Origin of the sequence: Leclercia sp. 29361 (assembly GCF_011290365.1) — a bacterium.
GTDB lineage: Bacteria > Pseudomonadota > Gammaproteobacteria > Enterobacterales > Enterobacteriaceae > Enterobacter > Enterobacter tamurae.
Window position 1 is genome coordinate 809,076 of record NZ_CP049786.1, and the last position, 23,749, is coordinate 832,824.

20 protein-coding genes are annotated in these 23,749 nt (G+C 56.4%); 16 read left to right on the forward strand and 4 right to left on the reverse strand.

What is annotated here, in order from left to right; genetic code table 11:
- Window positions 1-6: 6 nt before the first annotated feature.
- The 4 genes from leuC to leuL all read right to left on the reverse strand — a co-directional run bounded on the left by leuC (window position 7) and on the right by leuL (window position 4,251).
- Window positions 7-1,407 (reverse strand): 3-isopropylmalate dehydratase large subunit, encoded by a 1,401-nt coding sequence (leuC, locus tag G7090_RS03845; RefSeq protein WP_106994226.1) that lies wholly within the window; start codon window positions 1,405-1,407, stop codon window positions 7-9.
- 2 nt (window positions 1,408-1,409) lie between these two features.
- Window positions 1,410-2,501 carry a 3-isopropylmalate dehydrogenase gene (gene leuB / locus G7090_RS03850; protein WP_106994227.1) on the reverse strand — a complete coding sequence of 364 codons (1,092 nt, stop codon included), beginning with the start codon at window positions 2,499-2,501 and terminating at the stop codon, window positions 1,410-1,412.
- Window positions 2,501-4,072 (reverse strand): 2-isopropylmalate synthase, encoded by a 1,572-nt coding sequence (gene leuA / locus G7090_RS03855; RefSeq protein ID WP_166181592.1) that lies wholly within the window; start codon window positions 4,070-4,072, stop codon window positions 2,501-2,503. Before leuA ends, leuB begins: the two co-directional genes overlap by 1 nt.
- Window positions 4,073-4,164: 92 nt before the next feature.
- Entirely contained in the window at window positions 4,165-4,251 is an 87-nt protein-coding gene (leuL, locus tag G7090_RS23910) for a leu operon leader peptide (protein WP_106994229.1), read from the reverse strand.
- A 634-nt stretch (window positions 4,252-4,885) separates the two neighbouring features.
- Between leuL and leuO the strand changes: the two genes are divergently transcribed.
- The 16 genes from leuO to G7090_RS03940 all read left to right on the forward strand — a co-directional run bounded on the left by leuO (window position 4,886) and on the right by G7090_RS03940 (window position 23,748).
- Window positions 4,886-5,830, forward strand: a complete 945-nt coding sequence (leuO, locus tag G7090_RS03865; RefSeq protein ID WP_106994230.1) for a transcriptional regulator LeuO — start codon at window positions 4,886-4,888, stop codon at window positions 5,828-5,830.
- A 386-nt stretch (window positions 5,831-6,216) separates the two neighbouring features.
- The gene (gene ilvI, locus G7090_RS03870; protein ID WP_166181593.1) at window positions 6,217-7,941 is read left to right on the forward strand and encodes an acetolactate synthase 3 large subunit; all 1,725 of its coding nucleotides are present in this window, start codon (window positions 6,217-6,219) and stop codon (window positions 7,939-7,941) included.
- A 1-nt stretch (window position 7,942) separates the two neighbouring features.
- The gene (gene ilvN / locus G7090_RS03875) at window positions 7,943-8,434 is read left to right on the forward strand and encodes an acetolactate synthase small subunit (protein ID WP_032616525.1); all 492 of its coding nucleotides are present in this window, start codon (window positions 7,943-7,945) and stop codon (window positions 8,432-8,434) included.
- A 179-nt stretch (window positions 8,435-8,613) separates the two neighbouring features.
- Window positions 8,614-9,618 (forward strand): catabolite repressor/activator, encoded by a 1,005-nt coding sequence (gene cra / locus G7090_RS03880; protein ID WP_106994232.1) that lies wholly within the window; start codon window positions 8,614-8,616, stop codon window positions 9,616-9,618.
- 599 nt (window positions 9,619-10,217) lie between these two features.
- Entirely contained in the window at window positions 10,218-10,676 is a 459-nt protein-coding gene (gene mraZ, locus G7090_RS03885; protein ID WP_103178262.1) for a division/cell wall cluster transcriptional repressor MraZ, read from the forward strand.
- Between the two features lie 3 nt (window positions 10,677-10,679).
- Window positions 10,680-11,621, forward strand: coding sequence for a 16S rRNA (cytosine(1402)-N(4))-methyltransferase RsmH (gene rsmH, locus G7090_RS03890; RefSeq protein ID WP_106994233.1), 942 nt, complete (start codon window positions 10,680-10,682; stop codon window positions 11,619-11,621).
- Entirely contained in the window at window positions 11,618-11,983 is a 366-nt protein-coding gene (gene ftsL, locus G7090_RS03895) for a cell division protein FtsL (protein WP_106994234.1), read from the forward strand. Before rsmH ends, ftsL begins: the two co-directional genes overlap by 4 nt.
- Before the next feature lie 15 nt (window positions 11,984-11,998).
- Window positions 11,999-13,765, forward strand: a complete 1,767-nt coding sequence (locus G7090_RS03900) for a peptidoglycan glycosyltransferase FtsI (RefSeq protein WP_106994235.1) — start codon at window positions 11,999-12,001, stop codon at window positions 13,763-13,765.
- Window positions 13,752-15,239, forward strand: coding sequence for a UDP-N-acetylmuramoyl-L-alanyl-D-glutamate--2,6-diaminopimelate ligase (murE, locus tag G7090_RS03905; RefSeq protein WP_166181594.1), 1,488 nt, complete (start codon window positions 13,752-13,754; stop codon window positions 15,237-15,239). The genes G7090_RS03900 and murE overlap by 14 nt, the downstream gene beginning before the upstream one ends.
- Complete coding sequence (murF, locus tag G7090_RS03910; protein ID WP_166181595.1) at window positions 15,236-16,591, forward strand: UDP-N-acetylmuramoyl-tripeptide--D-alanyl-D-alanine ligase; 1,356 nt, start codon at window positions 15,236-15,238, stop codon at window positions 16,589-16,591. The genes murE and murF overlap by 4 nt, the downstream gene beginning before the upstream one ends.
- A complete protein-coding gene (gene mraY, locus G7090_RS03915) occupies window positions 16,585-17,667 on the forward strand; it encodes a phospho-N-acetylmuramoyl-pentapeptide-transferase (RefSeq protein ID WP_039030377.1) in 1,083 nt (360 codons plus the stop codon). The genes murF and mraY overlap by 7 nt, the downstream gene beginning before the upstream one ends.
- Window positions 17,668-17,669: 2 nt before the next feature.
- Window positions 17,670-18,986: a UDP-N-acetylmuramoyl-L-alanine--D-glutamate ligase gene (murD, locus tag G7090_RS03920; protein WP_166181596.1), complete on the forward strand. Its 1,317-nt coding sequence runs from the start codon at window positions 17,670-17,672 to the stop codon at window positions 18,984-18,986.
- On the forward strand, window positions 18,986-20,239 hold the full coding sequence (gene ftsW / locus G7090_RS03925) for a cell division protein FtsW (protein WP_166181597.1): 1,254 nt from the start codon (window positions 18,986-18,988) through the stop codon (window positions 20,237-20,239). The genes murD and ftsW overlap by 1 nt, the downstream gene beginning before the upstream one ends.
- Window positions 20,236-21,300 carry an undecaprenyldiphospho-muramoylpentapeptide beta-N-acetylglucosaminyltransferase gene (gene murG / locus G7090_RS03930; protein ID WP_166181598.1) on the forward strand — a complete coding sequence of 355 codons (1,065 nt, stop codon included), beginning with the start codon at window positions 20,236-20,238 and terminating at the stop codon, window positions 21,298-21,300. Before ftsW ends, murG begins: the two co-directional genes overlap by 4 nt.
- A 59-nt stretch (window positions 21,301-21,359) precedes the next feature.
- Window positions 21,360-22,835, forward strand: coding sequence for a UDP-N-acetylmuramate--L-alanine ligase (murC, locus tag G7090_RS03935; RefSeq protein ID WP_166181599.1), 1,476 nt, complete (start codon window positions 21,360-21,362; stop codon window positions 22,833-22,835).
- A complete protein-coding gene (locus G7090_RS03940; protein WP_166181600.1) occupies window positions 22,828-23,748 on the forward strand; it encodes a D-alanine--D-alanine ligase in 921 nt (306 codons plus the stop codon). The genes murC and G7090_RS03940 overlap by 8 nt, the downstream gene beginning before the upstream one ends.
- Window position 23,749 lies beyond the last annotated feature (1 nt).

Consider the following 23,749-nt stretch of genomic DNA (forward strand, 5'->3'; position numbering starts at 1 on the left):
GTCTCCTTATTTCAGGCTGCGAATATCGGCAAAATGGCCGGTCACTGCGGCAGCTGCGGCCATCGCCGGGCTGACCAGATGGGTACGCCCGCCGCGACCCTGACGACCTTCAAAGTTACGGTTGCTGGTGGAGGCGCAACGTTCACCCGGATTCAGGCGGTCGTTGTTCATTGCCAGACACATGGAGCAACCCGGCAGACGCCATTCAAAGCCGGCTTCGATGAAAATCTTATCCAGCCCTTCGGCTTCGGCTTGCGCTTTCACCGGACCGGAGCCCGGCACTACCAGCGCCTGCACGCCCGGGGCCACTTTACGGCCTTTCGCGACTTCTGCCGCCGCACGCAAATCTTCGATACGTGAGTTGGTGCAGGAGCCGATAAATACTTTATCAATCGCTACGTCGGTCAACGGCACGCCAGGTTTCAGCCCCATATAGGCCAGCGCCTTCTCTGCACTGGCGCGCTCAACCGGATCGGCGAACGAGGCCGGGTCAGGAATGCTGTCGTTAACGGAGATCACCTGCCCCGGGTTGGTGCCCCAGGTGACCTGCGGCGCAATCGCTTCGGCCTGCAAGGTCACCACGGTGTCAAACTGTGCACCCTCGTCGGTTTTCAGGGTCGACCAGTACGCAACGGCGTCGTCGTAGTGCTGGCCTTTCGGGGCATGCAGACGATCTTTCACATATGCGAAGGTGATCTCATCCGGGGCAACAAGACCGGCTTTTGCGCCCATCTCAATGGCCATGTTGCACAGGGTCATACGGCCTTCCATGCTCAGGGCCTGGATCGCGCTGCCGCAGAACTCCACCACGTGACCAGTGCCGCCAGCGCTGCCGGTTTTACCGATGATCGCCAGCACGATGTCTTTGGCAGTGATGCCCGGTGCAGCCTGGCCGGTAACTTCAATCTTCATGGTCTTCGCCCGGCCCTGCTTCAGGGTCTGGGTCGCCAGCACGTGTTCCACTTCTGAGGTGCCGATCCCGAAGGCCAGCGCACCAAAGGCGCCATGGGTGGCGGTATGGGAGTCGCCGCAGACGATGGTCATGCCCGGCAGAGTGATACCCTGCTCTGGCCCCATTACGTGAACAATGCCCTGATACGGGTGGTTCAGGTCATACAGCTCCACGCCAAATTCGTTGCAGTTTTTGATCAGCTCCTGCATCTGAATGCGCGCCATCTCACCGGAGGCGTTGATGTCTTTGGTCTGCGTCGAGACGTTATGGTCCATCGTGGCAAAGGTTTTGCCTGGCTGACGCACCGGGCGATTATGCGCGCGCAGGCCATCGAACGCCTGCGGCGAGGTCACTTCGTGAACCAGGTGACGGTCAATATAGAGCAATGGGGTTTCGTTCGGCGCTTCGAAGACCACGTGCGCATCAAACAACTTTTCGTACAACGTCTTCGCCATGATTACACCCCTTCAGCGACATAGCGGGCAATGATGTCACCCATTTCATCGGTAGTAACTGCAGCAGCGCCACGGGCCAAATCACCGGTGCGAATGCCTTCTTCCAGCGCACGGTTGATGGCGCTCTCGATTGCCGTTGCCGCGTCGTTCGCATCCAGGCTGTAGCGCAGCAACAGCGCCAGAGAGAGGATCTGTGCAATCGGGTTAGCAATATTCTTGCCCGCGATATCCGGTGCTGAGCCGCCTGCCGGCTCGTACAGGCCAAACCCTTCTTCATTCAGGCTGGCGGACGGCAACATCCCCATCGAGCCGGTGATCATCGCGCACTCGTCAGAGAGAATGTCACCGAACAGGTTGGAGCACAGCAGCACGTCGAACTGGGACGGATCTTTAATCAGCTGCATGGTGGCATTGTCGATATACATATGCGACAGCTGCACGTCCGGGTATTCCCGCGCGATTTCGTTGACGATCTCACGCCACAGGATCGAGGATTGCAGCACGTTCGCTTTATCGATTGAGGTCACTTTATGGCCGCGTTTGCGGGCAGATTCGAACGCGATACGGGCGATACGTTCGATCTCAAAACGGTGATAGACCTCGGTATCAAAGGCTTTTTCGTGCTGACCGCTGCCTTCACGGCCTTTCGGCTGACCAAAGTAGATGCCGCCGGTCAGCTCACGCACGCACAGAATGTCGAAACCGTTGGCGGCGATATCCGCGCGCAGCGGGCAAAACGCTTCCAGCCCCTGATACAGCTTCGCCGGACGCAGGTTGCTGAACAGCTTGAAATGTTTACGCAACGGCAGCAGCGCGCCGCGCTCAGGCTGTTCGGCCGGCGGCAGATGTTCCCATTTCGGGCCACCCACGGAGCCAAACAGCACCGCGTCGGCATTCTCACAGCCGGTCACGGTCGCCTGCGGCAACGGCGTGCCGTGGTTATCGATGGCAATACCGCCCACATCGTAGTGGCTGGTGGTAATTTTCATCGCAAAACGGGTGCGGATCGCTTCCAGAACCTTCAGCGCCTGTGCCATAACCTCGGGGCCAATTCCGTCGCCCGGTAACACAGCAATATGGTAATTCTTCGACATTACACGGTTTCCTTATTGTTCTCTTTATTCTGAGCTTTGCGTTGCAACTCTTTTTCCACTTCGGCGGCGCGCCAGATGTTGTTCAGGACGTGAACCATCGCTTTGGCTGAGGATTCGACGATATCGGTCGCCAGGCCCACGCCGTGGAAGCGGCGGCCATTGTAGTTGACCACGATATCAACCTGGCCCAGCGCGTTCTTGCCCTGGCCTTTAGCCGTCAGGTCATATTTGACCAGCTCAACGTCGTACTCGGTGACGCGGTTAATCGCCTGGTAGATGGCATCTACCGGACCGTTGCCGTTGGCGGCTTCGGCTTTGATTTCGTCGCCGCAGGCCAGCTTAACGGAGGCGGTAGCGATATCGCTTGAACCGGACTGCACGCTGAAGTAGTCCAGACGGAAGTGCTCCGGCTCTTCCTGCTGTTTGTTGATAAACGCCAGCGCTTCCAGATCGTAATCGAAGACCTGACCTTTCTTATCGGCCAGCTTCAGGAAGGCGTCGTACAGATGATCCATGTTGTAGTCGGTCTCTTTGTAGCCCATCTCTTCCATGCGGTGTTTTACCGCGGCACGGCCAGAGCGGGAGGTCAGGTTCAACTGCACCTGGTTCAGACCGATGGATTCCGGGGTCATGATCTCGTAGTTTTCGCGGTTCTTCAGCACGCCGTCCTGGTGGATACCGGAGGAGTGGGCAAAGGCCCCGGTGCCGACAATCGCTTTGTTTGCCGGGACCGGCATGTTGCAGATCTGGCTGACGGTCTGGCTGGTGCGCCAGATTTCATGGTGATTAATGCGGGTCTGCACATTCATGATGTCTTTGCGCACTTTGATCGCCATGATCACTTCTTCCAGCGAACAGTTGCCCGCGCGCTCACCGATACCGTTCATGGCACCTTCTACCTGACGTGCACCGGCGTGGACGGCCGCAATGGCGTTACCTACCGCCAGGCCCAAATCGTCATGGGTGTGTACGGAGATGATCGCTTTATCTATGTTCGGCACACGCTCATACAGCCCGGTAATGATGTTGGAGAACTCGAACGGCATGGTGTAGCCGACGGTGTCCGGGATGTTGATGGTGGTGGCCCCGGCACGGATCGCCGCTTCAACCACGCGGGCCAAATCTTCAATTGGCGTACGGCCTGCGTCTTCACAGGAGAACTCAACGTCGTCGGTGTAATTACGGGCGCGTTTCACCATATAGATGGAGCGCTCAATCACCTCATCCAGCGTGCTGCGCAGCTTGGTGGCGATGTGCATAGGTGAGGTAGCAATAAAAGTATGAATTCGGAAGGCTTCAGCGACTTTCAGTGACTCAGCGGCCACATCAATGTCCTTCTCAACGCAGCGGGCCAGGGCGCACACGCGGCTGTTTTTGATGGTGCGGGCAATGGTCTGAACGGATTCAAAATCACCTGGAGAAGAGACCGGGAAACCCACCTCCATCACGTCTACGCCCATACGTTCCAGGGCCAGCGCAATCTGCAATTTCTCTTTAACGCTCAGGCTTGCCTGTAATGCCTGTTCACCGTCACGTAAGGTCGTATCGAAAATAATGACTTGCTGGCTCATGGGTTAGGTCCTTGTCTGAATTTGGGCGCCTTGCTACGAGCATAAAAAAACCCGCGCAGTGGCGCGGGTTTTTTGTGTTACCAGAGAACGATTCAACGCTGAATTTCGCCCGCCAGTCTACCGCGCACAGTGGATGCGTTTAGTAGTAGTAGACCGGTGAAACGAATGCTGTGATTCATGAATCATGCCCCAGATAAATAAGATATGCTTTTAGTGGTACTGGATACGCCGTTTGATGTCAACCCCTGAGAGGTGAAAACGGTGATTCGGCATACCAGACGCCATCAGTGGAATTAGCTTATTGTGCTGGTTTTTCCCTTTCTGACAATTTTGTTCTTCTGCAGGATGTCGCTGAATACATCGATAGAATTGTTTTAATATACTTCATTGCAATTGTTCAAACTTTCGAAACAATACATCGCCCTTTTGAATGTGTTAACTTTCATTATGTTAGCCTGATGCCAGGCGTATAAAGCCTGCGAAGGTAGTGTTACTGATAATAAAATGTTAAGCATTTAAATTAAGTTGCTATTAATATTTTATTAAAACTTAAATAAGCCTTAACTAAACGCCATGTTGTTTATTTGTGTGATTTATGGTTTCATTCGATCTATAAACTTATAGATATGTTTTTTTCTCCCTGAACATGTTCTCACGTTTTATTTTGTGTCCCTGTCACCATTGACGGGTATTTATATATTCCTAATTTGTAACATTTCTCTTTTTCTTGTTTTATATGCGTGGTAAATCATATTTTTAAAAATGATTGTTGCGGACGAGTAAAGGGAGTTTAGCGTGACAGTGGAGCAGGATATGTCTGAAGAAAAAAATGAAAAACCGGCAGCACTCGACGGGGCAAAACCACAGCTGCGTACGGTAGATCTGAATCTGTTAACGGTATTTGATGCGGTGATGCAGGAGCAAAATATCACGCGCGCCGCGCAGTCGCTGGGGATGTCCCAGCCCGCGGTGAGTAATGCCGTTGCCAGACTCAAGGTCATGTTCAATGACGAACTGTTTGTGCGCTATGGCCGCGGGATCCAGCCTACGGCTCGGGCATTCCAGCTGTTTGCATCGGTACGCCAGGCTTTGCAGCTTGTGCAGAATGAGCTGCCGGGATCGGGATTCGACTCGTCCAGCAGCGAGCGTATTTTCCATTTGTGTGTTTGCAGTCCTCTCGATAATTATCTGACCTCGCTTATTTATAATAAGGTTGAAAAGGTCGCACCTAATATTCATCTGGTTTTCAAGTCTTCCCTTAACCAGAATACTGAACATCAGCTGCGTTATCAGGAAACCGAGTTTGTGATTGGCTATGAAGAGTTCCGCCGCCCGGAATTTTCCTGCGTACCCTTATTCAAAGATGAAATGGTGTTGGTGACCAGCAAAACACACCCGCGCCTGCACGGTACGCTGCTGGAGAGCGATATTTATCGCGAACAGCATGCGGTCGTCGCCCTCGATCGCTACGCATCCTTTAGCCAGCCGTGGTATGACACCCCGGATAGACAGGCCTGCGTGGCGTATCAGGGAATGGCGATGGTCAGCGTATTAAACGTCGTCTCACAAACGCAGCTGGTTGCTATTGCGCCGCGCTGGCTGGTAGAGGAGTTTGCTGAGCCGCTGAATTTGCGGATATTGCCGCTGCCGTTGAACCTGAACTCGCGGACGTGTTATCTCTCGTGGCATGAAGCCGCCGGACGCGACAAAGGCCATCAGTGGATGGAAGAGCTGCTGGTGAGCGTCTGCCGCCGCTAATCGACCTCAGGATAAATAGCGCTGTTGTTGTTATTTATCCTGACTTTCTTTTTATTATTGAAATAATATTCTGTAGCCATTTTTTTCAATGCCGCTTTCGGTCAGTAAAATTGCATGAATTACTGCACCTTTCCCTTTTTTAATGATGAATGCTCACGGCGCTTCGTTATCGTAGTTGATTTATCCATAACAAATATTAATACCTCATATTTCTTCTTTCACGCTTCTGCGTTCGCGCGGGTTTGCTAATTGCCTGCCTTCCGGGGAGCGGTTATGGTAACTGTCACTCTGCACAATAAAAAAACGCCAGGGGTGACCCTGACAAAAAAGACGGCACGGTGCATATTTTTCCTGTCCGTCTGAAACGATAAGCCTGGAGGCTAATCATGGAGATGTTGTCTGGCGCCGAAATGGTCGTCCGGTCGTTAATCGATCAGGGCGTGAAGCAAGTGTTCGGCTACCCCGGGGGCGCGGTCCTCGATATTTACGATGCGCTACATACCGTGGGCGGTATCGATCACGTCCTGGTGCGTCATGAGCAAGCTGCCGTACATATGGCCGACGGACTGGCGCGTGCGACAGGTGAGGTTGGCGTGGTGCTGGTAACCTCCGGCCCCGGCGCAACCAACGCCATTACGGGTATCGCTACCGCCTATATGGACTCCATTCCGATGGTGGTGCTCTCCGGTCAGGTCGCGACCTCGCTGATTGGATACGATGCCTTTCAGGAGTGCGATATGGTCGGCATCTCCCGTCCGGTGGTGAAACACAGTTTCCTGGTTAAACAGACGGAAGATATTCCCGGCGTGTTGAAAAAAGCCTTCTGGCTGGCGGCGAGCGGGCGTCCGGGGCCGGTGGTGGTTGACCTGCCGAAAGATATCCTCAATCCGGCGAACAAATTGCCTTATGTCTGGCCAGAGTCAGTCAGCATGCGCTCCTATAATCCAACGACCCAGGGGCACAAAGGCCAGATCAAGCGGGCGCTGCAAACCCTGATCGCCGCCAAAAAGCCGGTGGTGTATGTCGGCGGCGGGGCGGTGAATGCTAAGTGTGAAACGCAGCTGCGCACGCTTATCGAAAAGCTGAATCTGCCGGTAGCCTCTTCGTTAATGGGCTTAGGGGCGTTCCCGGCCAGCCATCGTCAGGCGCTCGGCATGCTCGGTATGCACGGCACCTACGAAGCCAACATGACGATGCACAATTCCGATGTCATTTTTGCTGTGGGGGTGCGCTTTGACGATCGCACTACCAACAATCTGGCGAAATATTGCCCCAACGCCACCGTGCTGCACATTGATATCGATCCAACCTCCATTTCCAAAACGGTCCCGGCGGATGTGCCGATTGTGGGCGACGCGCGACAGGTTCTGGAGCAGATGCTGGAGTTACTGGCGCAGGAGAGCAGCGTCCAGCCGCTCGATGAGATCCGCGACTGGTGGCTGCAGATTGAGCAGTGGCGCGCCCGTCAGTGCCTGAAATATGACACCCAAAGCGAGAGCATCAAGCCGCAGGCGGTAATTGAGACTATCTGGCGACTGACCAAAGGCGAGGCTTACGTGACCTCTGACGTGGGTCAGCACCAGATGTTTGCCGCACTCTATTATCCGTTTGATAAGCCGCGCCGTTGGATCAACTCCGGTGGCCTGGGCACCATGGGCTTTGGCCTGCCCGCCGCGCTGGGGGTTAAGCTGGCGTTGCCAAACGAAACGGTGGTCTGCGTGACCGGCGATGGCAGTATTCAGATGAACATCCAGGAGCTCTCCACTGCACTGCAGTATGACCTGCCGGTGCTGGTGCTCAACCTGAACAACGGCTATCTGGGCATGGTGAAGCAGTGGCAGGATATGATCTATTCCGGTCGCCATTCACAATCTTATATGAAGTCACTGCCTGATTTTGTTCGTCTGGCTGAAGCCTACGGCCATATTGGCATTCGTATCAGCGATCCGGCAGAGCTGGAAGCGAAGCTCAGCGAAGCCCTTGAGCACGTCAACAATAACCGCCTGGTGTTTGTCGATGTCGTGGTTGATGGCACCGAGCATGTCTATCCGATGCATATTCGCGGCGGCGGTATGGATGAAATGTGGTTAAGCAAAACGGAGAGAACCTGATATGCGCCGGATATTATCTGTATTACTGGAAAACGAGTCCGGCGCGCTGTCGCGCGTGATTGGGCTCTTCGCACAGCGCGGCTATAACATCGAAAGCCTGACGGTTGCCCCGACAGACGATCCCACACTCTCACGCATGACTATCCAGACGGTCGGTGACGCCAAGGTGCTGGAGCAGATCGAAAAGCAGCTACACAAACTGGTTGATGTGTTACGCGTCAGCGAGCTGGGGCAGGGGGCTTACGTTGAACGTGAAATCATGCTGGTGAAAATTCAGGCCACCGGTTACGGGCGGGAAGAGGTGAAACGCAATGCGGACATTTTCCGCGGGCAGATCATCGACGTTACCCCCTCTATCTATACCGTTCAGCTGGCCGGTACCAGCGATAAACTGGACGCCTTCCTCGCCTCGGTGCGGGATGTCGCCAAAATTGTTGAAGTAGCGCGTTCTGGCGTCGTGGGACTTTCCCGCGGTGACAAAGTGATGCGTTAAGGATAAAAGTTTCGCCTCGAGCTTGCCCGGTGTGAATGACCGGGCTTTTTTTTGTGCACCGATGTCGCTGTACCGACAAAAGCGGTTGCCGGACAGGCTATTCTGCGCTTAGATGTTACAAGATTTAGCCATAACCCTGACGAGGTCATGGACTCTTTTCTTTTTTTTAAGGGGCAATTGTGAAACTGGATGAAATCGCCAGGCTAGCCGGTGTGTCGCGAACGACGGCAAGCTATGTGATTAACGGTAAAGCGAAGCAGTATCGTGTCAGCGATAAGACCGTTGAAAAAGTCATGGCAGTGGTTCGTGAACATAACTACCATCCGAACGCCGTGGCGGCAGGTTTACGTGCCGGGCGCACCCGTTCGATCGGTCTGGTGATCCCGGATCTGGAAAACACCAGCTACACCCGGATCGCAAACTACCTTGAGCGCCAGGCGCGTCAGCGCGGCTACCAGCTGCTGATCGCCTGTTCCGAAGATCAGCCCGATAATGAGATGCGCTGCATTGAGCATCTGCTGCAACGCCAGGTTGATGCCATTATCGTCTCCACCTCCTTACCCCCTGAACACCCCTTCTATCAGCGTTGGGCCAATAATGCGTTCCCGATTGTCGCCCTCGACCGTGCGCTGGATCGTGAACATTTCACCAGCGTGGTAGGTGCGGATCAGGACGATGCTGAAATGCTGGCGGCAGAGCTGCGCACCTTCCCGGCGGAAAACGTTCTCTATCTGGGGGCATTGCCGGAACTCTCTGTGAGTTTCCTGCGCGAGCAAGGTTTCCGCACCGCCTGGAAAGACGATCCCCGTGAAGTGGATTACCTTTATGCCAACAGCTACGAGCGTGAAGCCTCGGCCCAGCTGTTTGAGAAGTGGCTCGAAACCCATCCGATGCCGCAGGCCCTGTTCACCACGTCGTTTGCGCTGTTACAGGGGGTCATGGACGTGACCTTGCGTCGTGAAGGCAAGCTGCCATCGGATCTGGCGATTGCCACCTTTGGCGATCATGAGTTGCTCGACTTCCTGCAGTGCCCGGTGCTGGCCGTGGCGCAGCGTCATCGCGATGTGGCTGAGCGGGTACTGGAGATCGTACTGGCAAGCCTCGATGAACCGCGTAAGCCGAAACCGGGTCTGACGCGTATTCGTCGTAATCTTTATCGTCGCGGCATATTAAGCCGTTCGTAATGACGTCAGGGCAGTACGCGCTGCCCTGAATTTCTCATCCTGGATTAACCTGTTAATTCCCACATTCTTTTTAAGATAATTCCTTTAAAATCTTTGCCTGCTACGCGTTTTAATTCCCTTTACTGTTTAAAACGTCACTTCATGTTTATATTATTGTTAGTAGTGCGATGAATTGTATTATTTTGTTACATAACCGACCGCCAGTGCTGAATTATCAGCCGTTTTTTCTCTCTGAATCTCCCTGCCTGCACCTGCCCGCTACAGGCTTCGCGCCCGCGGTGCATCTGGCGCTGTCATCCCCCTGCAATATGGCTTAAAATGCCGCCCGCGTCGCAAACTGACACTTTATATTTCCCCGTGATGATATGAGGGGTTTTTAAGACGGGTATGCATATTTGCGTTTTTTCTCACAAATATTCATCACGTTAATTTTGCCGCGCCAGTTGTGCAGTTAATAGCCGGGTCAACTTCCATTCGTAAATCAGTGACATTTAGACAGATGTCGCGGAAGTCCTGGCTTGACAAGCTTTTCCATCGCTCCGTAAACTCCCTTAAGTGGGAATTTGTGGGTTAAAGTGGTGAGGAGGGGTGAGACTGGCATGTTCCGTGGAGCGACGTTAGTCAATCTCGACAGCAAAGGGCGTTTATCGGTACCAACCCGATATCGCGACCAGCTGAACGAGAGCGCTTCTGGTCAAATGGTATGCACCATTGACATCAACCACGCCTGCCTGCTGCTTTACCCCTTGCCTGAATGGGAAATCATTGAGCAAAAGCTGTCTCGACTGTCGAGCATGAACCCGCAGGAGCGCCGCGTGCAGCGGCTGTTATTGGGTCATGCCAGTGAATGTCAGATGGACAGCGCGGGGCGTTTATTGATTGCGCCCGTGCTGCGGCAGCATGCCGGTCTGACAAAAGAAGTGATGCTGGTCGGACAGTTCAATAAGTTTGAACTGTGGGATGAAACGGCCTGGTATCAACGGGTCAAGGAAGATATCGACGCTGAGCAGTCCGATTCCGCAACATTGTCGGAACGATTGCAGGATTTGTCTCTATAAAAAATGATGGAAAATTATAAACATACGACGGTGCTACTGGATGAGGCCGTCAACGGCCTGAATATTCGTCCTGATGGCATCTATATTGATGGCACTTTTGGCCGGGGTGGCCACTCACGTTTGATCCTCTCCCATCTGGGCGCGGACGGCCGTTTGCTGGCAATCGATCGCGATCCGCAGGCTATTGCCGTGGCGAAAACCATCGATGACCCACGCTTTTCCATCGTTCATGGACCTTTCTCCGCGCTGGCTGACTATGTCGGCGAGCGCGATTTAACCGGCAAGATTGACGGGATCCTTCTCGATCTTGGCGTCTCCTCACCGCAGCTTGATGATGCTGAACGTGGCTTCTCCTTTATGCGCGATGGCCCGCTGGACATGCGTATGGATCCAACGCGCGGCCAGTCTGCCGCCGAGTGGCTGCAAACGGCAGAAGAAGCGGATATTGCCTGGGTGATCAAAACCTTCGGGGAAGAGCGCTTTGGCAAACGTATTGCCCGCGCCATCGTTGAACGCAACCGCATTGAGCCCATGACCCGCACCAAAGAGCTGGCGGCCGTTATTGCTGCAGCCATGCCGGTGAAAGATAAGTTCAAACACCCTGCAACCCGTACCTTCCAGGCGATTCGTATCTGGGTTAACAGCGAGCTCGAAGAGATTGAGCAGGCGCTGAAAAACTCGATTAGCGTTCTGGCGCCGGGTGGTCGCCTGTCGGTGATCAGCTTCCACTCGCTGGAAGACCGCATTGTGAAGCGCTTTATGCGTGAGCAAAGCCGTGGTCCACAGGTGCCGGCCGGGTTGCCGATGACGGAAGAGCAGCTCAGAAAACTGGGCGGTCGCCAGCTGCGCGCTTTAGGCAAGTTAATGCCAGGCGAAGCGGAAGTGGAAGAGAACCCACGCGCCCGTAGTTCAGTGCTGCGTATCGCAGAAAGGACCAGTGCATGATCGGCAGAGTGGCAGACACCCTCAGCAAGGTAAAAGAGACGTTAGGCAGCAACGAGCGTCATGCCTTGCCGGGCGTTATCTGGGACGACCTGTTGCGTTTCGGCAAGCTGCCACTGTGTCTTTTCATTTGCATCATTGTGACGGCGGTTACCGTGGTGACCACCGCTCACCATACCCGTTTGTTAACGGCGCAACGCGAACAGCTGGTGCTGGAGCGTGATGCGCTGGATATCGAGTGGCGAAATTTGATCCTCGAAGAAAATGCGCTCGGCGATCATAGCCGGGTTGAACGGATCGCAACGGAAAAGCTGCAGCTGCAGCATGTTGATCCTTCTCAGGAAAATATCGTAGTACAAAAATAAGGGAAAACGCGACGCATGAAACCCGCGGCGAAGGCGCTAAAACCAAAACGTCAGGAAGAACAGGCCAGCTTTATCAGCTGGCGTTTTGCGTTGCTTTGCGGCTGCATTTTACTGGCGCTGGGTTTCCTGCTGGGACGCGTGGCATGGCTGCAAATTATCGCTCCCGACATGCTGGTGCGTCAGGGCGACATGCGTTCCCTGCGCGTGCAGGAGGTCTCCACCTCGCGTGGCCTGATCACCGACCGTTCCGGTCGTCCGCTGGCGGTCAGCGTGCCGGTGAAAGCGATCTGGGCGGATCCTAAAGAGCTGCATGATGCGGGCGGGATCTCTCTTGATAACCGCTGGAAAGCCCTCTCTGACGCGCTGAAAATGCCGCTGGATCAGCTGGCAGCCCGCGTTAACGCCAACCCGAAAGGGCGCTTTATCTATCTGGCGCGTCAGGTTAACCCTGACATGGCCGACTATATCAAAAAGCTGAAGCTGCCCGGTATCCACCTGCGTGAAGAGTCCCGTCGCTACTACCCGTCCGGGGAAGTAACCGCGCATCTGATCGGCTTTACCAACGTCGACAGCCAGGGGATTGAAGGCGTCGAGAAGAGTTTTGATAAATGGCTGACCGGCCAGCCGGGCGAGCGTGTGGTGCGTAAAGACCGTTATGGCCGCGTTATTGAAGATATCTCTTCCACGGACAGCCAGGCGGCGCACAACCTGGCGCTGAGCATCGACGAACGTCTGCAGGCGCTGGTCTATCGTGAACTGAATAACGCCGTGGCCTTTAACAAGGCGGAGTCCGGCAGCGCGGTGCTGGTGGATGTCAGCACCGGCGAAGTGCTGGCGATGGCCAGCAGCCCGTCCTATAACCCGAATAATTTTGCCGGAACGGCCAAAGACGCCATGCGTAACCGTTCTATCACCGACGTCTTTGAGCCGGGTTCAACGGTTAAACCGATGGTGGTGATGACGGCTCTGCAGCGCGGCATCGTCAATGAAAATACCGTGCTCAATACCGTGCCTTACCGAATCAACGGTCACGAAATCAAAGACGTGGCGCGTTACAGCGAATTGACCCTCACCGGGGTTTTACAGAAGTCGAGTAACGTCGGCGTTTCTAAGTTGGCGTTAGCGATGCCGTCCTCAGCGTTGGTAGATACTTACTCACGTTTTGGGCTGGGAAAAGCGACCAATTTGGGGTTGGTCGGAGAACGCAGTGGCTTATATCCTCAAAAACAACGGTGGTCTGACATAGAGAGGGCCACCTTCTCTTTCGGCTACGGGCTAATGGTAACCCCGTTACAGTTGGCGCGTGTCTATGCCACGATTGGCAGCTATGGCGTCTATCGCCCGCTGTCGATTACCAAGGTCGATCCGCCGGTTCCCGGTGAGCGTATCTTCCCGGAATCGATTGTCCGCACCGTCGTGCACATGATGGAAAGCGTGGCCCTGCCCGGCGGCGGTGGCGTGAAGGCGGCGATCAAAGGCTATCGCATCGCGATTAAAACCGGTACGGCGAAAAAAGTCGGGCCGGATGGCCGCTACATCAATAAATACATTGCATATACCGCAGGCGTTGCGCCTGCGAGTAATCCGCGTTTTGCGCTGGTGGTGGTTATCAACGATCCACAGGCGGGTAAATACTATGGTGGCGCCGTTTCCGCGCCGGTCTTTGGTGCCATCATGGGCGGCGTACTGCGCACCATGAACATCGAGCCGGATGCGCTGGCAACGGGCGAGAAAAGTGAATTTGTAATTAATCAAGGCGAGGGAACAGGTGGCAGATCGTAATTTGCGCGACCTTCTTGCTCCGTGGGTAGCTGGTTTACCTGCGCGAGAACTGCGGGAGATGGTACTCGACAGCCGTGTGGCTGCGTCGGGCGATCTTTTTGTGGCAGTGGTTGGTCATCAGGCGGACGGGCGTCGGTATATCCCGCAGGCGATAGCGCAAGGTGTAGCTGCCATTATTGCTGAGGCAAAAGATGAAGCCGCTGATGGTGAAATCCGTGAAATGCACGGTGTGCCGGTCATCTATCTCAGCCAGTTAACCGAACGTCTCTCCGCGCTGGCGGGGCGTTTTTATAACGAACCTTCTGACCAGTTGCGCCTGGTGGGCGTGACCGGCACTAACGGTAAAACCACTACCACGCAGCTGATGGCGCAATGGGCGCAGCTGCTGGGTGAAACCAGCGCGGTGATGGGCACCGTGGGTAACGGCCTGCTGGGCAAAGTGAACCCAACGGAAAACACCACCGGCTCCGCCGTCGACGTGCAGCATGTGCTGGCCGGTCTGGCAGGGCAGGGTGCAACCTTCGCGGCAATGGAAGTCTCTTCCCACGGTCTGGTCCAGCACCGTGTTGCGGCGCTTAAGTTTGCCGCCTCCGTGTTCACTAACCTGAGCCGGGACCATCTTGACTACCATGGCGACATGGAAAACTACGAAGCGGCAAAATGGCAGCTGTATGCCACGCACCACTGCGGTCAGGCAATTATCAATGCTGACGATGACGTGGGCCGTCGCTGGCTGGCTAAGCTGCCGGATGCCGTTGCGGTCTCCATGGAAGACCATATCAATCCCAACTGCCACGGCCGCTGGTTGAAAGCCACTGACGTGACTTATCACGACAGCGGCGCGACCATCCGCTTTGCCTCTTCCTGGGGTGAAGGCGAAATCGAAAGCCGCCTGATGGGGGCGTTCAACGTCAGCAACCTGCTGTTGGCTCTCGCCACTCTGCTGGCGCTGGGTTATCCGCTGCCAGCGCTGCTCAGCACCTCCGCGCGTCTGTTGCCGGTTTGCGGACGGATGGAAGTATTCACTGCCCCAGGTAAACCTACCGTGGTAGTGGATTACGCTCACACCCCGGATGCGCTGGAAAAAGCGCTGGAAGCGGCCCGTCTGCACTGCGCCGGTAAGCTGTGGTGCGTCTTTGGCTGCGGCGGCGATCGCGATAAAGGTAAACGTCCGCTGATGGGGGCCATTGCCGAGCAGTTCGCGGATATCGCGGTTGTGACCGATGATAACCCGCGTACCGAAGAGCCGCGCGCCATCATCAACGACATTCTGGCCGGGATGCTGGATGCCGGGCGTGCCCGTGTTGTCGAGGGTCGCGCCGAAGCGGTGACCAACACCATTATGCAGGCTGGCGAGAACGACGTCGTGCTGCTGGCCGGTAAAGGCCATGAAGATTATCAGATCGTCGGCACCAACCGTCTGGACTACTCCGACCGTGTGACCGCAGCGCGTCTGCTGGGAGTGATGGGATGATTAGCGTAACGCTAAGCCAGCTGGCCACTATCCTGGGCGCAGACGTCAGCGGCGAGCTGACCTTCGATGCGGTCACCACCGACACGCGTAAAATCACTCCCGGCTGCCTGTTTGTGGCGCTGAAGGGTGAGCGTTTTGATGCGCACGATTTTGCGGAGCAGGCGAAAGCCGCGGGCGCAGGCGCGCTGCTGGTGAGCCGTAAACTGGATATCGACCTGCCGCAGGCGGTGGTGAAAGACACCCGCCTGGCGTTTGGTGAACTGGCGGCATGGGTTCGCCAGCAGGTGCCGGCGCGCATTGTGGCGCTGACCGGCTCCTCCGGTAAAACCTCCGTCAAGGAGATGGCCGCCGCGATCCTTAGTCAGTGTGGCAACACCCTCTATACCGCAGGCAATCTGAATAATGATATCGGCGTGCCGATGACGCTCCTGCGTCTGACCGACGAGCATGAATATGCGGTGATCGAACTCGGCGCTAACCACCAGGGCGAAATCGCCTGGACCGTTAGCCTGACGCAGCCGGAAGCGGCGCTGGTGAATAACCTCGCCGCAGCGCATCTGGAAGGTTTCGGCTCGCTGGAAGGCGTGGCGAAAGCGAAGGGCGAGATCTACACCGGCCTGCCGGTCGGCGGCATCGCCATCATGAATGCCGACAACAACGACTGGCTGAACTGGAAAAGCGTTATCGGGGATCGTAAAACCTGGCGCTTCTCACCGAATGCCGCCAACAGCGACTTCACCGCCACCAACGTCCATGTGACCTCCCACGGTACCGAATTTACGCTGCAGACCCCAACGGGGGATGTGGATGTACTGCTGCCGCTGCCGGGTCGTCACAATATCGCCAATGCCCTCGCCGCCACTGCGCTGACGATGGCGGTCGGCGCACCGCTGTCGGCTATCAAAGCCGGTCTGGCGAACCTGAAAGCCGTTCCCGGACGCCTGTTCCCGATCCCGCTGGCGGAAAACAAACTGCTGCTGGATGACTCCTACAACGCCAACGTTGGCTCCATGACCGCTGCGGTACAGGTGCTGTCTGAGATGCCCGGTTATCGCGTGTTGGTGGTCGGCGATATGGCCGAGCTGGGTGATGAGAGCGAAGCCTGTCACATCCAGGTGGGTGAAGCGGCGAAAGCCTCCGGTATCGATCGCGTGTTAAGCGCCGGTCATCTTAGTCAAAATATCAGCCAGGCCAGCGGCGTAGGCGAGCATTTTGCCGATAAAGCGGCGTTGATCGCCCGCCTTAAGGCCCTGGTCGAAGAACAACAAATTGTGACAGTTTTAGTGAAAGGTTCACGCAGTGCCGCCATGGAAGAGGTTGTGCACGCTTTACAGGAGAATGGGACATGTTAGTTTGGCTGGCCGAACATTTGGTCAAATATTATTCCGGCTTTAACGTCTTTTCCTATCTGACGTTTCGCGCCATCGTCAGCCTGCTGACTGCGCTGTTCATCTCCTTGTGGATGGGCCCGCGCATGATTGCCCGTCTGCAAAAACTTTCTTTCGGTCAGGTTGTGCGTAACGACGGTCCCGAATCACACTTTAGTAAACGCGGCACGCCAACCATGGGCGGCATTATGATCCTCACCGCGATTGTGGTGTCGGTGCTGCTGTGGGCTTACCCGTCAAACCCGTACGTCTGGTGCGTGCTGGTGGTGCTGGTGGGCTATGGAATTATCGGTTTTGTCGACGACTACCGCAAAGTGGTGCGTAAAGACACCAAAGGTCTGATCGCCCGCTGGAAGTATTTCTGGATGTCGGTGATTGCGCTGGGCGTGGCCTTTGCGCTCTATCTGGCAGGCAAAGACACCCCGGCCACCGAGCTGGTGGTGCCGTTCTTCAAAGACGTCATGCCGCAGCTGGGTCTGTTCTACATCCTGCTGGCCTACTTCGTGATTGTCGGTACCGGCAACGCGGTAAACCTGACTGACGGCCTCGACGGCCTGGCGATCATGCCCACGGTCTTCGTCGCGGCGGGCTTTGCCTTAGTGGCCTGGGCGAGCGGCAACATGAACTTCGCCAGCTACCTGCACATCCCGTATCTGCGCCATGCCGGTGAACTGGTGATCGTCTGTACGGCGATTGTCGGCGCGGGCCTGGGTTTCCTCTGGTTTAACACCTACCCGGCGCAGGTCTTTATGGGCGACGTCGGTTCGCTGGCACTGGGCGGCGCGCTGGGCATTATCGCCGTACTGCTGCGTCAGGAGTTCCTGCTGGTAATCATGGGCGGCGTGTTCGTGGTCGAAACCCTGTCGGTGATCCTGCAGGTAGGCTCCTTCAAGCTGCGCGGACAGCGCATCTTCCGGATGGCGCCTATCCATCACCACTATGAACTGAAAGGCTGGCCAGAACCGCGCGTGATTGTGCGCTTCTGGATTATTTCGCTGATGCTGGTGCTGATTGGCCTGGCAACGCTGAAGGTACGTTAATCATGGCAGATTACCAGGGTAAAAAAGTCGTCATCATCGGGTTAGGCTTAACCGGCCTCTCCTGCGTGGACTTTTTCCTCGCGCGGGGTGTGACGCCTCGCGTAATGGATACGCGTGTCTCTCCGCCTGGTCTGGATAAACTGCCGGAGCAGGTTGAACGCCACCTTGGTGGTCTGAATGAAACGTGGCTCAACGCCGCGGATCTGATTGTCGCCAGCCCGGGTATCGCCCTGGCTCATCCGGCATTAAGCGCTGCGGCGGACGCGGGCGTCGAGATCGTCGGTGATATCGAACTGTTCTGCCGTGAAGCCCAGGCGCCCATTGTGGCCATTACCGGATCTAACGGCAAAAGCACCGTTACCAGCCTGATAGGTGAAATGGCGAAAGCGGCGGGCGTCAATGTGGGCGTGGGCGGCAATATCGGCCTGCCAGCGTTGATGCTGCTGGATGCGGCCCGTGAGCTGTACATCCTTGAGCTCTCCAGCTTCCAGCTGGAAACCACATCCAGCCTGCAGGCGGTGGCGGCGACCATCCTCAACGTGACCGAAGACCATATGGATCGCTATCCGTTTGGCCTGCAGCAGTATCGTGCCGCCAAGCTGCGTGTCTATGAAAATGCCCATGTCTGCGTGGTGAACGCCGATGATGCGCTGACCATGCCGGTACGCGGGGCGGACGAACGCTGCGTGAGCTTTGGCATCAATATGGGCGACTATCACCTGAACCGTCAGCAGGGCGAAACCTGGCTACGGGTGAAGGGTGAGAAGGTGCTGAACGTGAAAGAGATGCACCTGACGGGTCAGCATAACTATACCAACGCGCTGGCCGCACTGGCGCTGGCGGATGCCGCCGGTCTGCCGCGCGCCACCAGCCTGAAAGCCCTGACTACCTTTAGCGGTCTGGCGCATCGTTTCCAGCTGGCGCTGGAGCATAACGGCGTACGCTGGATCAACGATTCAAAAGCCACCAACGTCGGCAGCACCGAAGCGGCGCTGAATGGTCTGCACATTGATGGCACCCTGCATCTGCTGCTGGGTGGCGACGGCAAATCGGCTGATTTCTCTTCGCTGAAGCAGTACCTCGGCGGTGACAACGTGCGTCTCTACTGCTTTGGCCGTGACGGTGCCGAACTGGCGGCGCTGCGTCCGGACGTTGCCGAGCAAACCGACACCATGGAGCAGGCGATGCGGCTGATTGCCCCGCGCGTGAAGCCGGGCGACATGGTGCTGCTTTCCCCGGCCTGCGCCAGTCTCGACCAGTTTAAGAACTTCGAGCAACGCGGCGATCTCTTTACCCGCCTGGCGAAGGAGTTAGGCTGATGCGCTTCTCTCTCCCTCGCCTGAGAATGCCCCGGATGCCCCGGATGCCAGGATTTGGCATCCTGATGTGGATCTCGTCGGCGTTAAAGGGCTGGGTCATGGGCTCCCGGGATAAAGATTCCGATAGCCTGATTATGTACGACCGCATGCTGCTCTGGCTCACGCTGGGGCTGGCGGCGATTGGCTTTATTATGGTGACCTCGGCCTCGATGCCCGTCGGGCAGCGTCTGGCTAACGATCCCTTCCTGTTCGCCAAGCGTGACGGGCTGTACATCATCCTGGCGTTCTGTCTGGCGATGGTGACGTTACGTCTGCCGATGTCATTCTGGCAGCGCCACAGTACGGCAATGCTGATCGCCTCGATCGTCATGCTGCTGATTGTGCTGGTGGTGGGTAGCTCGGTGAACGGGGCATCACGCTGGATTGCCTTCGGTCCGCTGCGTATACAACCTGCGGAGTTCACCAAGCTGTCGCTGTTCTGCTATCTCGCCAACTACCTGGTGCGTAAGGTGGATGAGGTCCGCAACAACCTGCGCGGCTTCTTAAAACCGATGGGCGTGATCCTTGTGCTGGCGGTGCTGCTGTTGGCCCAGCCTGACCTCGGTACCGTAGTAGTGCTGTTCGTAACCACCCTGGCGATGCTGTTCCTGGCCGGAGCAAAACTGTGGCAGTTCATCGCCATCATCGGGATGGGGATTTCGGCGGTGGTGCTGCTGATCCTTGCCGAGCCGTATCGTATCCGCCGTGTGACCTCTTTCTGGAACCCGTGGGAAGATCCGTTCGGCAGCGGCTATCAGCTGACCCAGTCACTGATGGCCTTTGGCCGCGGTGAAGTATGGGGCCAGGGGCTGGGGAATTCCGTGCAAAAACTCGAGTATTTACCCGAGGCGCATACCGACTTCATCTTCTCCATTATTGGGGAAGAACTGGGTTATATCGGTGTGGTACTGGCACTTTTAATGGTATTCTTCGTGGCTTTCCGTGCGATGTCGATCGGCCGGAAAGCACTGGTTATCGACCACCGTTTCTCGGGTTTTTTGGCCTGTTCAATCGGTATCTGGTTCAGTTTTCAGGCTTTAGTTAACGTCGGTGCCGCAGCAGGTATGCTGCCAACCAAGGGTCTGACGTTGCCGTTAATCAGTTATGGTGGTTCGAGTCTGTTGATCATGTCGACCGCCATTATGTTTTTGCTACGCATAGATTATGAAACGCGTCTGGAAAATGCCCAGGCGTTTACACGAGGTTCACGATGAATCAACCGAAGCGGTTAATGGTGATGGCAGGCGGTACCGGCGGACATGTGTTCCCGGGACTGGCGGTTGCGCACCATTTAATGGATCAGGGCTGGCAGGTACGCTGGCTGGGAACCGCAGACCGCATGGAGGCCGATCTGGTGCCGAAGCACGGGATTGAGATCGACTTTATCCATATCTCCGGCCTGCGTGGCAAGGGGATTAAAGCTCTGCTGCTGGCACCGGTGCGCATTTTCAACGCCTGGCGCCAGGCGCGGGCGATCATGAAGCGTTTTAAGCCGGACGTGGTGCTGGGAATGGGCGGGTATGTCTCCGGTCCAGGCGGACTGGCGGCATGGTCGCTAGGGATCCCGGTTGTGCTGCATGAGCAGAACGGTATTGCTGGCCTGACCAACAAGTGGCTCTCCCGGATCGCCAGCAAAGTGATGCAGGCTTTCCCCGGCGCATTTCCGAAAGCGGACGTGGTGGGCAATCCGGTGCGTGTAGACGTGCTGGCGCTGCCGTTGCCGCAGGAGCGTCTTGTCGGACGTGAAGGTCCGGTGCGTGTGCTGGTGGTGGGCGGCTCTCAGGGCGCGCGCATTCTGAACCAGACGCTACCGCAAGTCGCAGCGAAGCTCGGTGACGCGGTGACCATCTGGCATCAAAGCGGGAAGGGCGGTCAGCAAACGGTCGAACAGGCGTATGCCGACGCGGGCCAGCCGCAGCATAAAGTGACTGAATTTATCGACGACATGGCGGCGGCGTATGCCTGGGCCGATGTCGTGGTCTGCCGCTCCGGCGCGCTGACGGTGAGCGAAATTGCCGCCGCAGGCTTACCGGCGCTGTTTGTGCCGTTCCAGCACAAAGATCGTCAGCAGTACTGGAATGCGTTGCCGCTTGAGAAAGCCGGCGCCGCGAAAATTTTTGAACAGCCGCAGTTCACCGCAGACGCGGTCGCCACCACCCTGGCGGGCTGGAACCGGGAGACATTACTGGAGATGGCGCAGCACGCACGTGCCGCAGCGATCCCGGATGCAACGGAGCGGGTGGCGAAAGAAGTGAGCCTGGCAGCCCAGGTTTAACCCTCGCAGCGCGTGTTGCGCTGCACGAATTTTTTGAAGTAGTCGATGGCGTTTAGAGAATGAATACACAACAACTGGCGAAACTGCGTTCAATCGTGCCCGAGATGCGTCGCGTCCGGCACATTCACTTTGTTGGCATCGGCGGCGCCGGTATGGGCGGTATTGCCGAAGTGCTGGCGAATGAAGGCTACCAGATCAGCGGTTCCGATCTGGCGCCGAACCCTGTTACGCAACAGTTGGCGTCCCTTGGTGCGACCATCTATTTTAACCATCGCCCGGAAAACGTCCTTGATGCCAGCGTGGTTGTAGTCTCCAGCGCCATCTCTGCCGACAATCCGGAAATCGTTGCCGCACACGAAGCGCGTATCCCGGTGATCCGCCGTGCCGAGATGCTGGCCGAGCTGATGCGTTTTCGTCACGGCATCGCCATCGCCGGTACTCACGGTAAAACCACCACCACGGCGATGGTCTCCAGTATTTATGCCGAAGCGGGCCTCGATCCGACCTTCGTCAACGGCGGTCTGGTGAAAGCCGCAGGCGTGCACGCCCGCCTGGGCAACAGTCGTTATCTGATTGCCGAAGCAGATGAAAGCGACGCGTCCTTCCTGCATCTGCAGCCGATGGTAGCGATTGTCACCAACATCGAAGCTGACCATATGGATACCTACCAGGGCGACTTCGAAAATTTAAAGCAAACATTCATAAACTTTCTCCACAATCTGCCGTTTTATGGACGGGCGGTAATGTGCGTTGACGACCCGGTGATCCGCGAGCTGCTGCCGCGCGTCGGTCGTCAGATCACTACTTACGGTTTCAGCGAAGACGCTGACGTGCGTGTGGAAAGCTACAAGCAGGTCGGTGCGCAGGGGCATTTCACCCTCGCGCGTCAGGATAAAGAGCTGCTGCAGGTCACGCTGAATGCCCCAGGCCGTCACAACGCCCTGAACGCTGCAGCGGCCGTTGCGGTAGCTACAGAAGAAGGCATTGAAGACGAAGCCATTCTGCGGGCGCTGGAAAGCTTCCAGGGTACCGGTCGTCGTTTCGATTTCCTCGGCGAGTTCCCACTGGAAACTGTTAACGGAAAAAGCGGCACCGCGATGCTGGTTGATGACTACGGCCACCACCCGACCGAAGTGGATGCGACGATCAAAGCGGCGCGCGCGGGCTGGCCGGACAAAAATCTGGTGATGGTGTTCCAGCCACACCGCTATACCCGTACCCGTGACCTGTACGACGATTTTGCTAACGTGCTGTCACAGGTTGATGCCCTGCTGATGCTGGATGTTTACTCCGCGGGCGAAGCGGCCATTCCGGGCGCTGACAGTCGCTCCCTGTGCCGCACCATTCGCGGCCGCGGCAAGATTGACCCGATTCTGGTCTCCGATCATGCCCAGGCAGCCGCGATGCTTGCCCCGGTGTTGACCGGCAATGATTTGATTCTGGTGCAGGGTGCGGGAAATATCGGCAAGATCGCCCGTACGCTGGCCGAAATCAAACTTAAGCCGCAAATTTCGGAGGAAGAGCGTCATGGCTGATAAGATTGCGGTCCTCTCTGGCGGCACCTCTGCAGAGCGCGAGGTTTCCCTGAATTCCGGTGCTGCGGTACTGGCAGGTCTTCGTGAAGGCGGCGTTGATGCGCACCTGGTCGATCCGAAAGAGACTGACGTGACGCGCCTGAAAGAGATGGGTTTTGCTAAAGTCTTTATCGCCCTGCATGGCCGCGGCGGTGAAGACGGTACGCTGCAGGGCTTGCTGGACATCATCGGCCTGCCATATACCGGCAGCGGCGTAATGGCCTCGGCCATCTCCATGGACAAACTGCGCAGCAAATTGCTGTGGCAGGGGGCCGGTTTGCCGGTTGCGCCATGGGTGGCACTGACCCGTCGTGAATTTGAGCAGGGCCTTGATGCTAGCGTCACTGAACGTATTGCGGCGCTGGGATTACCGGTAATCGTTAAGCCGAGCCGTGAAGGCTCAAGCGTAGGAATGTCTAAAGTTGACGAAGCAGGCGATATATCATCTGCATTAGCGCTGGCATTTCAACATGATGAAGAAGTTCTGATAGAAAAATGGCTCAGCGGACCGGAATTTACCGTTGCGATGCTCGGTGAAGAAATTTTACCGTCAATTCGTATCCAACCAGCTGGAACCTTCTATGATTATGAGGCGAAGTATCTCTCTGATGAGACGCAATATTTCTGCCCAAGTGGTCTGGAAGCGGAGCGTGAGACCCTTTTAAACGCTCTGGTGCTCAAAGCCTGGCATGTACTTGGCTGCCGTGGCTGGGGACGAATCGACGTGATGCAGGATAGTGATGGGCAGTTTTATCTGCTGGAAGCCAATACTTCGCCGGGGATGACCAGCCATAGCCTGGTGCCGATGGCGGCGCGCCAGGCGGGAATGAGTTTCTCGCAGCTCGTGGTTCGCATTCTGGACCAGGCGGGCTGAT

What these genes read in the sequence shown, in the direction of transcription:
- G7090_RS03940 (WP_166181600.1), top strand. Translation starts at nt 22,828, where the DNA reads ATGGCTGATAAGATTGCGGTCCTCTCTGGCGGCACCTCTGCAGAGCGC.
- leuA (WP_166181592.1), bottom strand. Translation starts at nt 4,072, where the DNA reads ATGAGCCAGCAAGTCATTATTTTCGATACGACCTTACGTGACGGTGAA.
- ftsL (WP_106994234.1), top strand. Translation starts at nt 11,618, where the DNA reads ATGATCGGCAGAGTGGCAGACACCCTCAGCAAGGTAAAAGAGACGTTA.
- mraZ (WP_103178262.1), top strand. Translation starts at nt 10,218, where the DNA reads ATGTTCCGTGGAGCGACGTTAGTCAATCTCGACAGCAAAGGGCGTTTA.
- ilvN (WP_032616525.1), top strand. Translation starts at nt 7,943, where the DNA reads ATGCGCCGGATATTATCTGTATTACTGGAAAACGAGTCCGGCGCGCTG.
- leuL (WP_106994229.1), bottom strand. Translation starts at nt 4,251, where the DNA reads ATGAATCACAGCATTCGTTTCACCGGTCTACTACTACTAAACGCATCC.
- murF (WP_166181595.1), top strand. Translation starts at nt 15,236, where the DNA reads ATGATTAGCGTAACGCTAAGCCAGCTGGCCACTATCCTGGGCGCAGAC.
- murC (WP_166181599.1), top strand. Translation starts at nt 21,360, where the DNA reads ATGAATACACAACAACTGGCGAAACTGCGTTCAATCGTGCCCGAGATG.
- ftsW (WP_166181597.1), top strand. Translation starts at nt 18,986, where the DNA reads ATGCGCTTCTCTCTCCCTCGCCTGAGAATGCCCCGGATGCCCCGGATG.
- murD (WP_166181596.1), top strand. Translation starts at nt 17,670, where the DNA reads ATGGCAGATTACCAGGGTAAAAAAGTCGTCATCATCGGGTTAGGCTTA.
- leuO (WP_106994230.1), top strand. Translation starts at nt 4,886, where the DNA reads ATGTCTGAAGAAAAAAATGAAAAACCGGCAGCACTCGACGGGGCAAAA.
- mraY (WP_039030377.1), top strand. Translation starts at nt 16,585, where the DNA reads ATGTTAGTTTGGCTGGCCGAACATTTGGTCAAATATTATTCCGGCTTT.
- leuC (WP_106994226.1), bottom strand. Translation starts at nt 1,407, where the DNA reads ATGGCGAAGACGTTGTACGAAAAGTTGTTTGATGCGCACGTGGTCTTC.
- leuB (WP_106994227.1), bottom strand. Translation starts at nt 2,501, where the DNA reads ATGTCGAAGAATTACCATATTGCTGTGTTACCGGGCGACGGAATTGGC.
- rsmH (WP_106994233.1), top strand. Translation starts at nt 10,680, where the DNA reads ATGATGGAAAATTATAAACATACGACGGTGCTACTGGATGAGGCCGTC.
- G7090_RS03900 (WP_106994235.1), top strand. Translation starts at nt 11,999, where the DNA reads ATGAAACCCGCGGCGAAGGCGCTAAAACCAAAACGTCAGGAAGAACAG.
- ilvI (WP_166181593.1), top strand. Translation starts at nt 6,217, where the DNA reads ATGGAGATGTTGTCTGGCGCCGAAATGGTCGTCCGGTCGTTAATCGAT.
- murG (WP_166181598.1), top strand. Translation starts at nt 20,236, where the DNA reads ATGAATCAACCGAAGCGGTTAATGGTGATGGCAGGCGGTACCGGCGGA.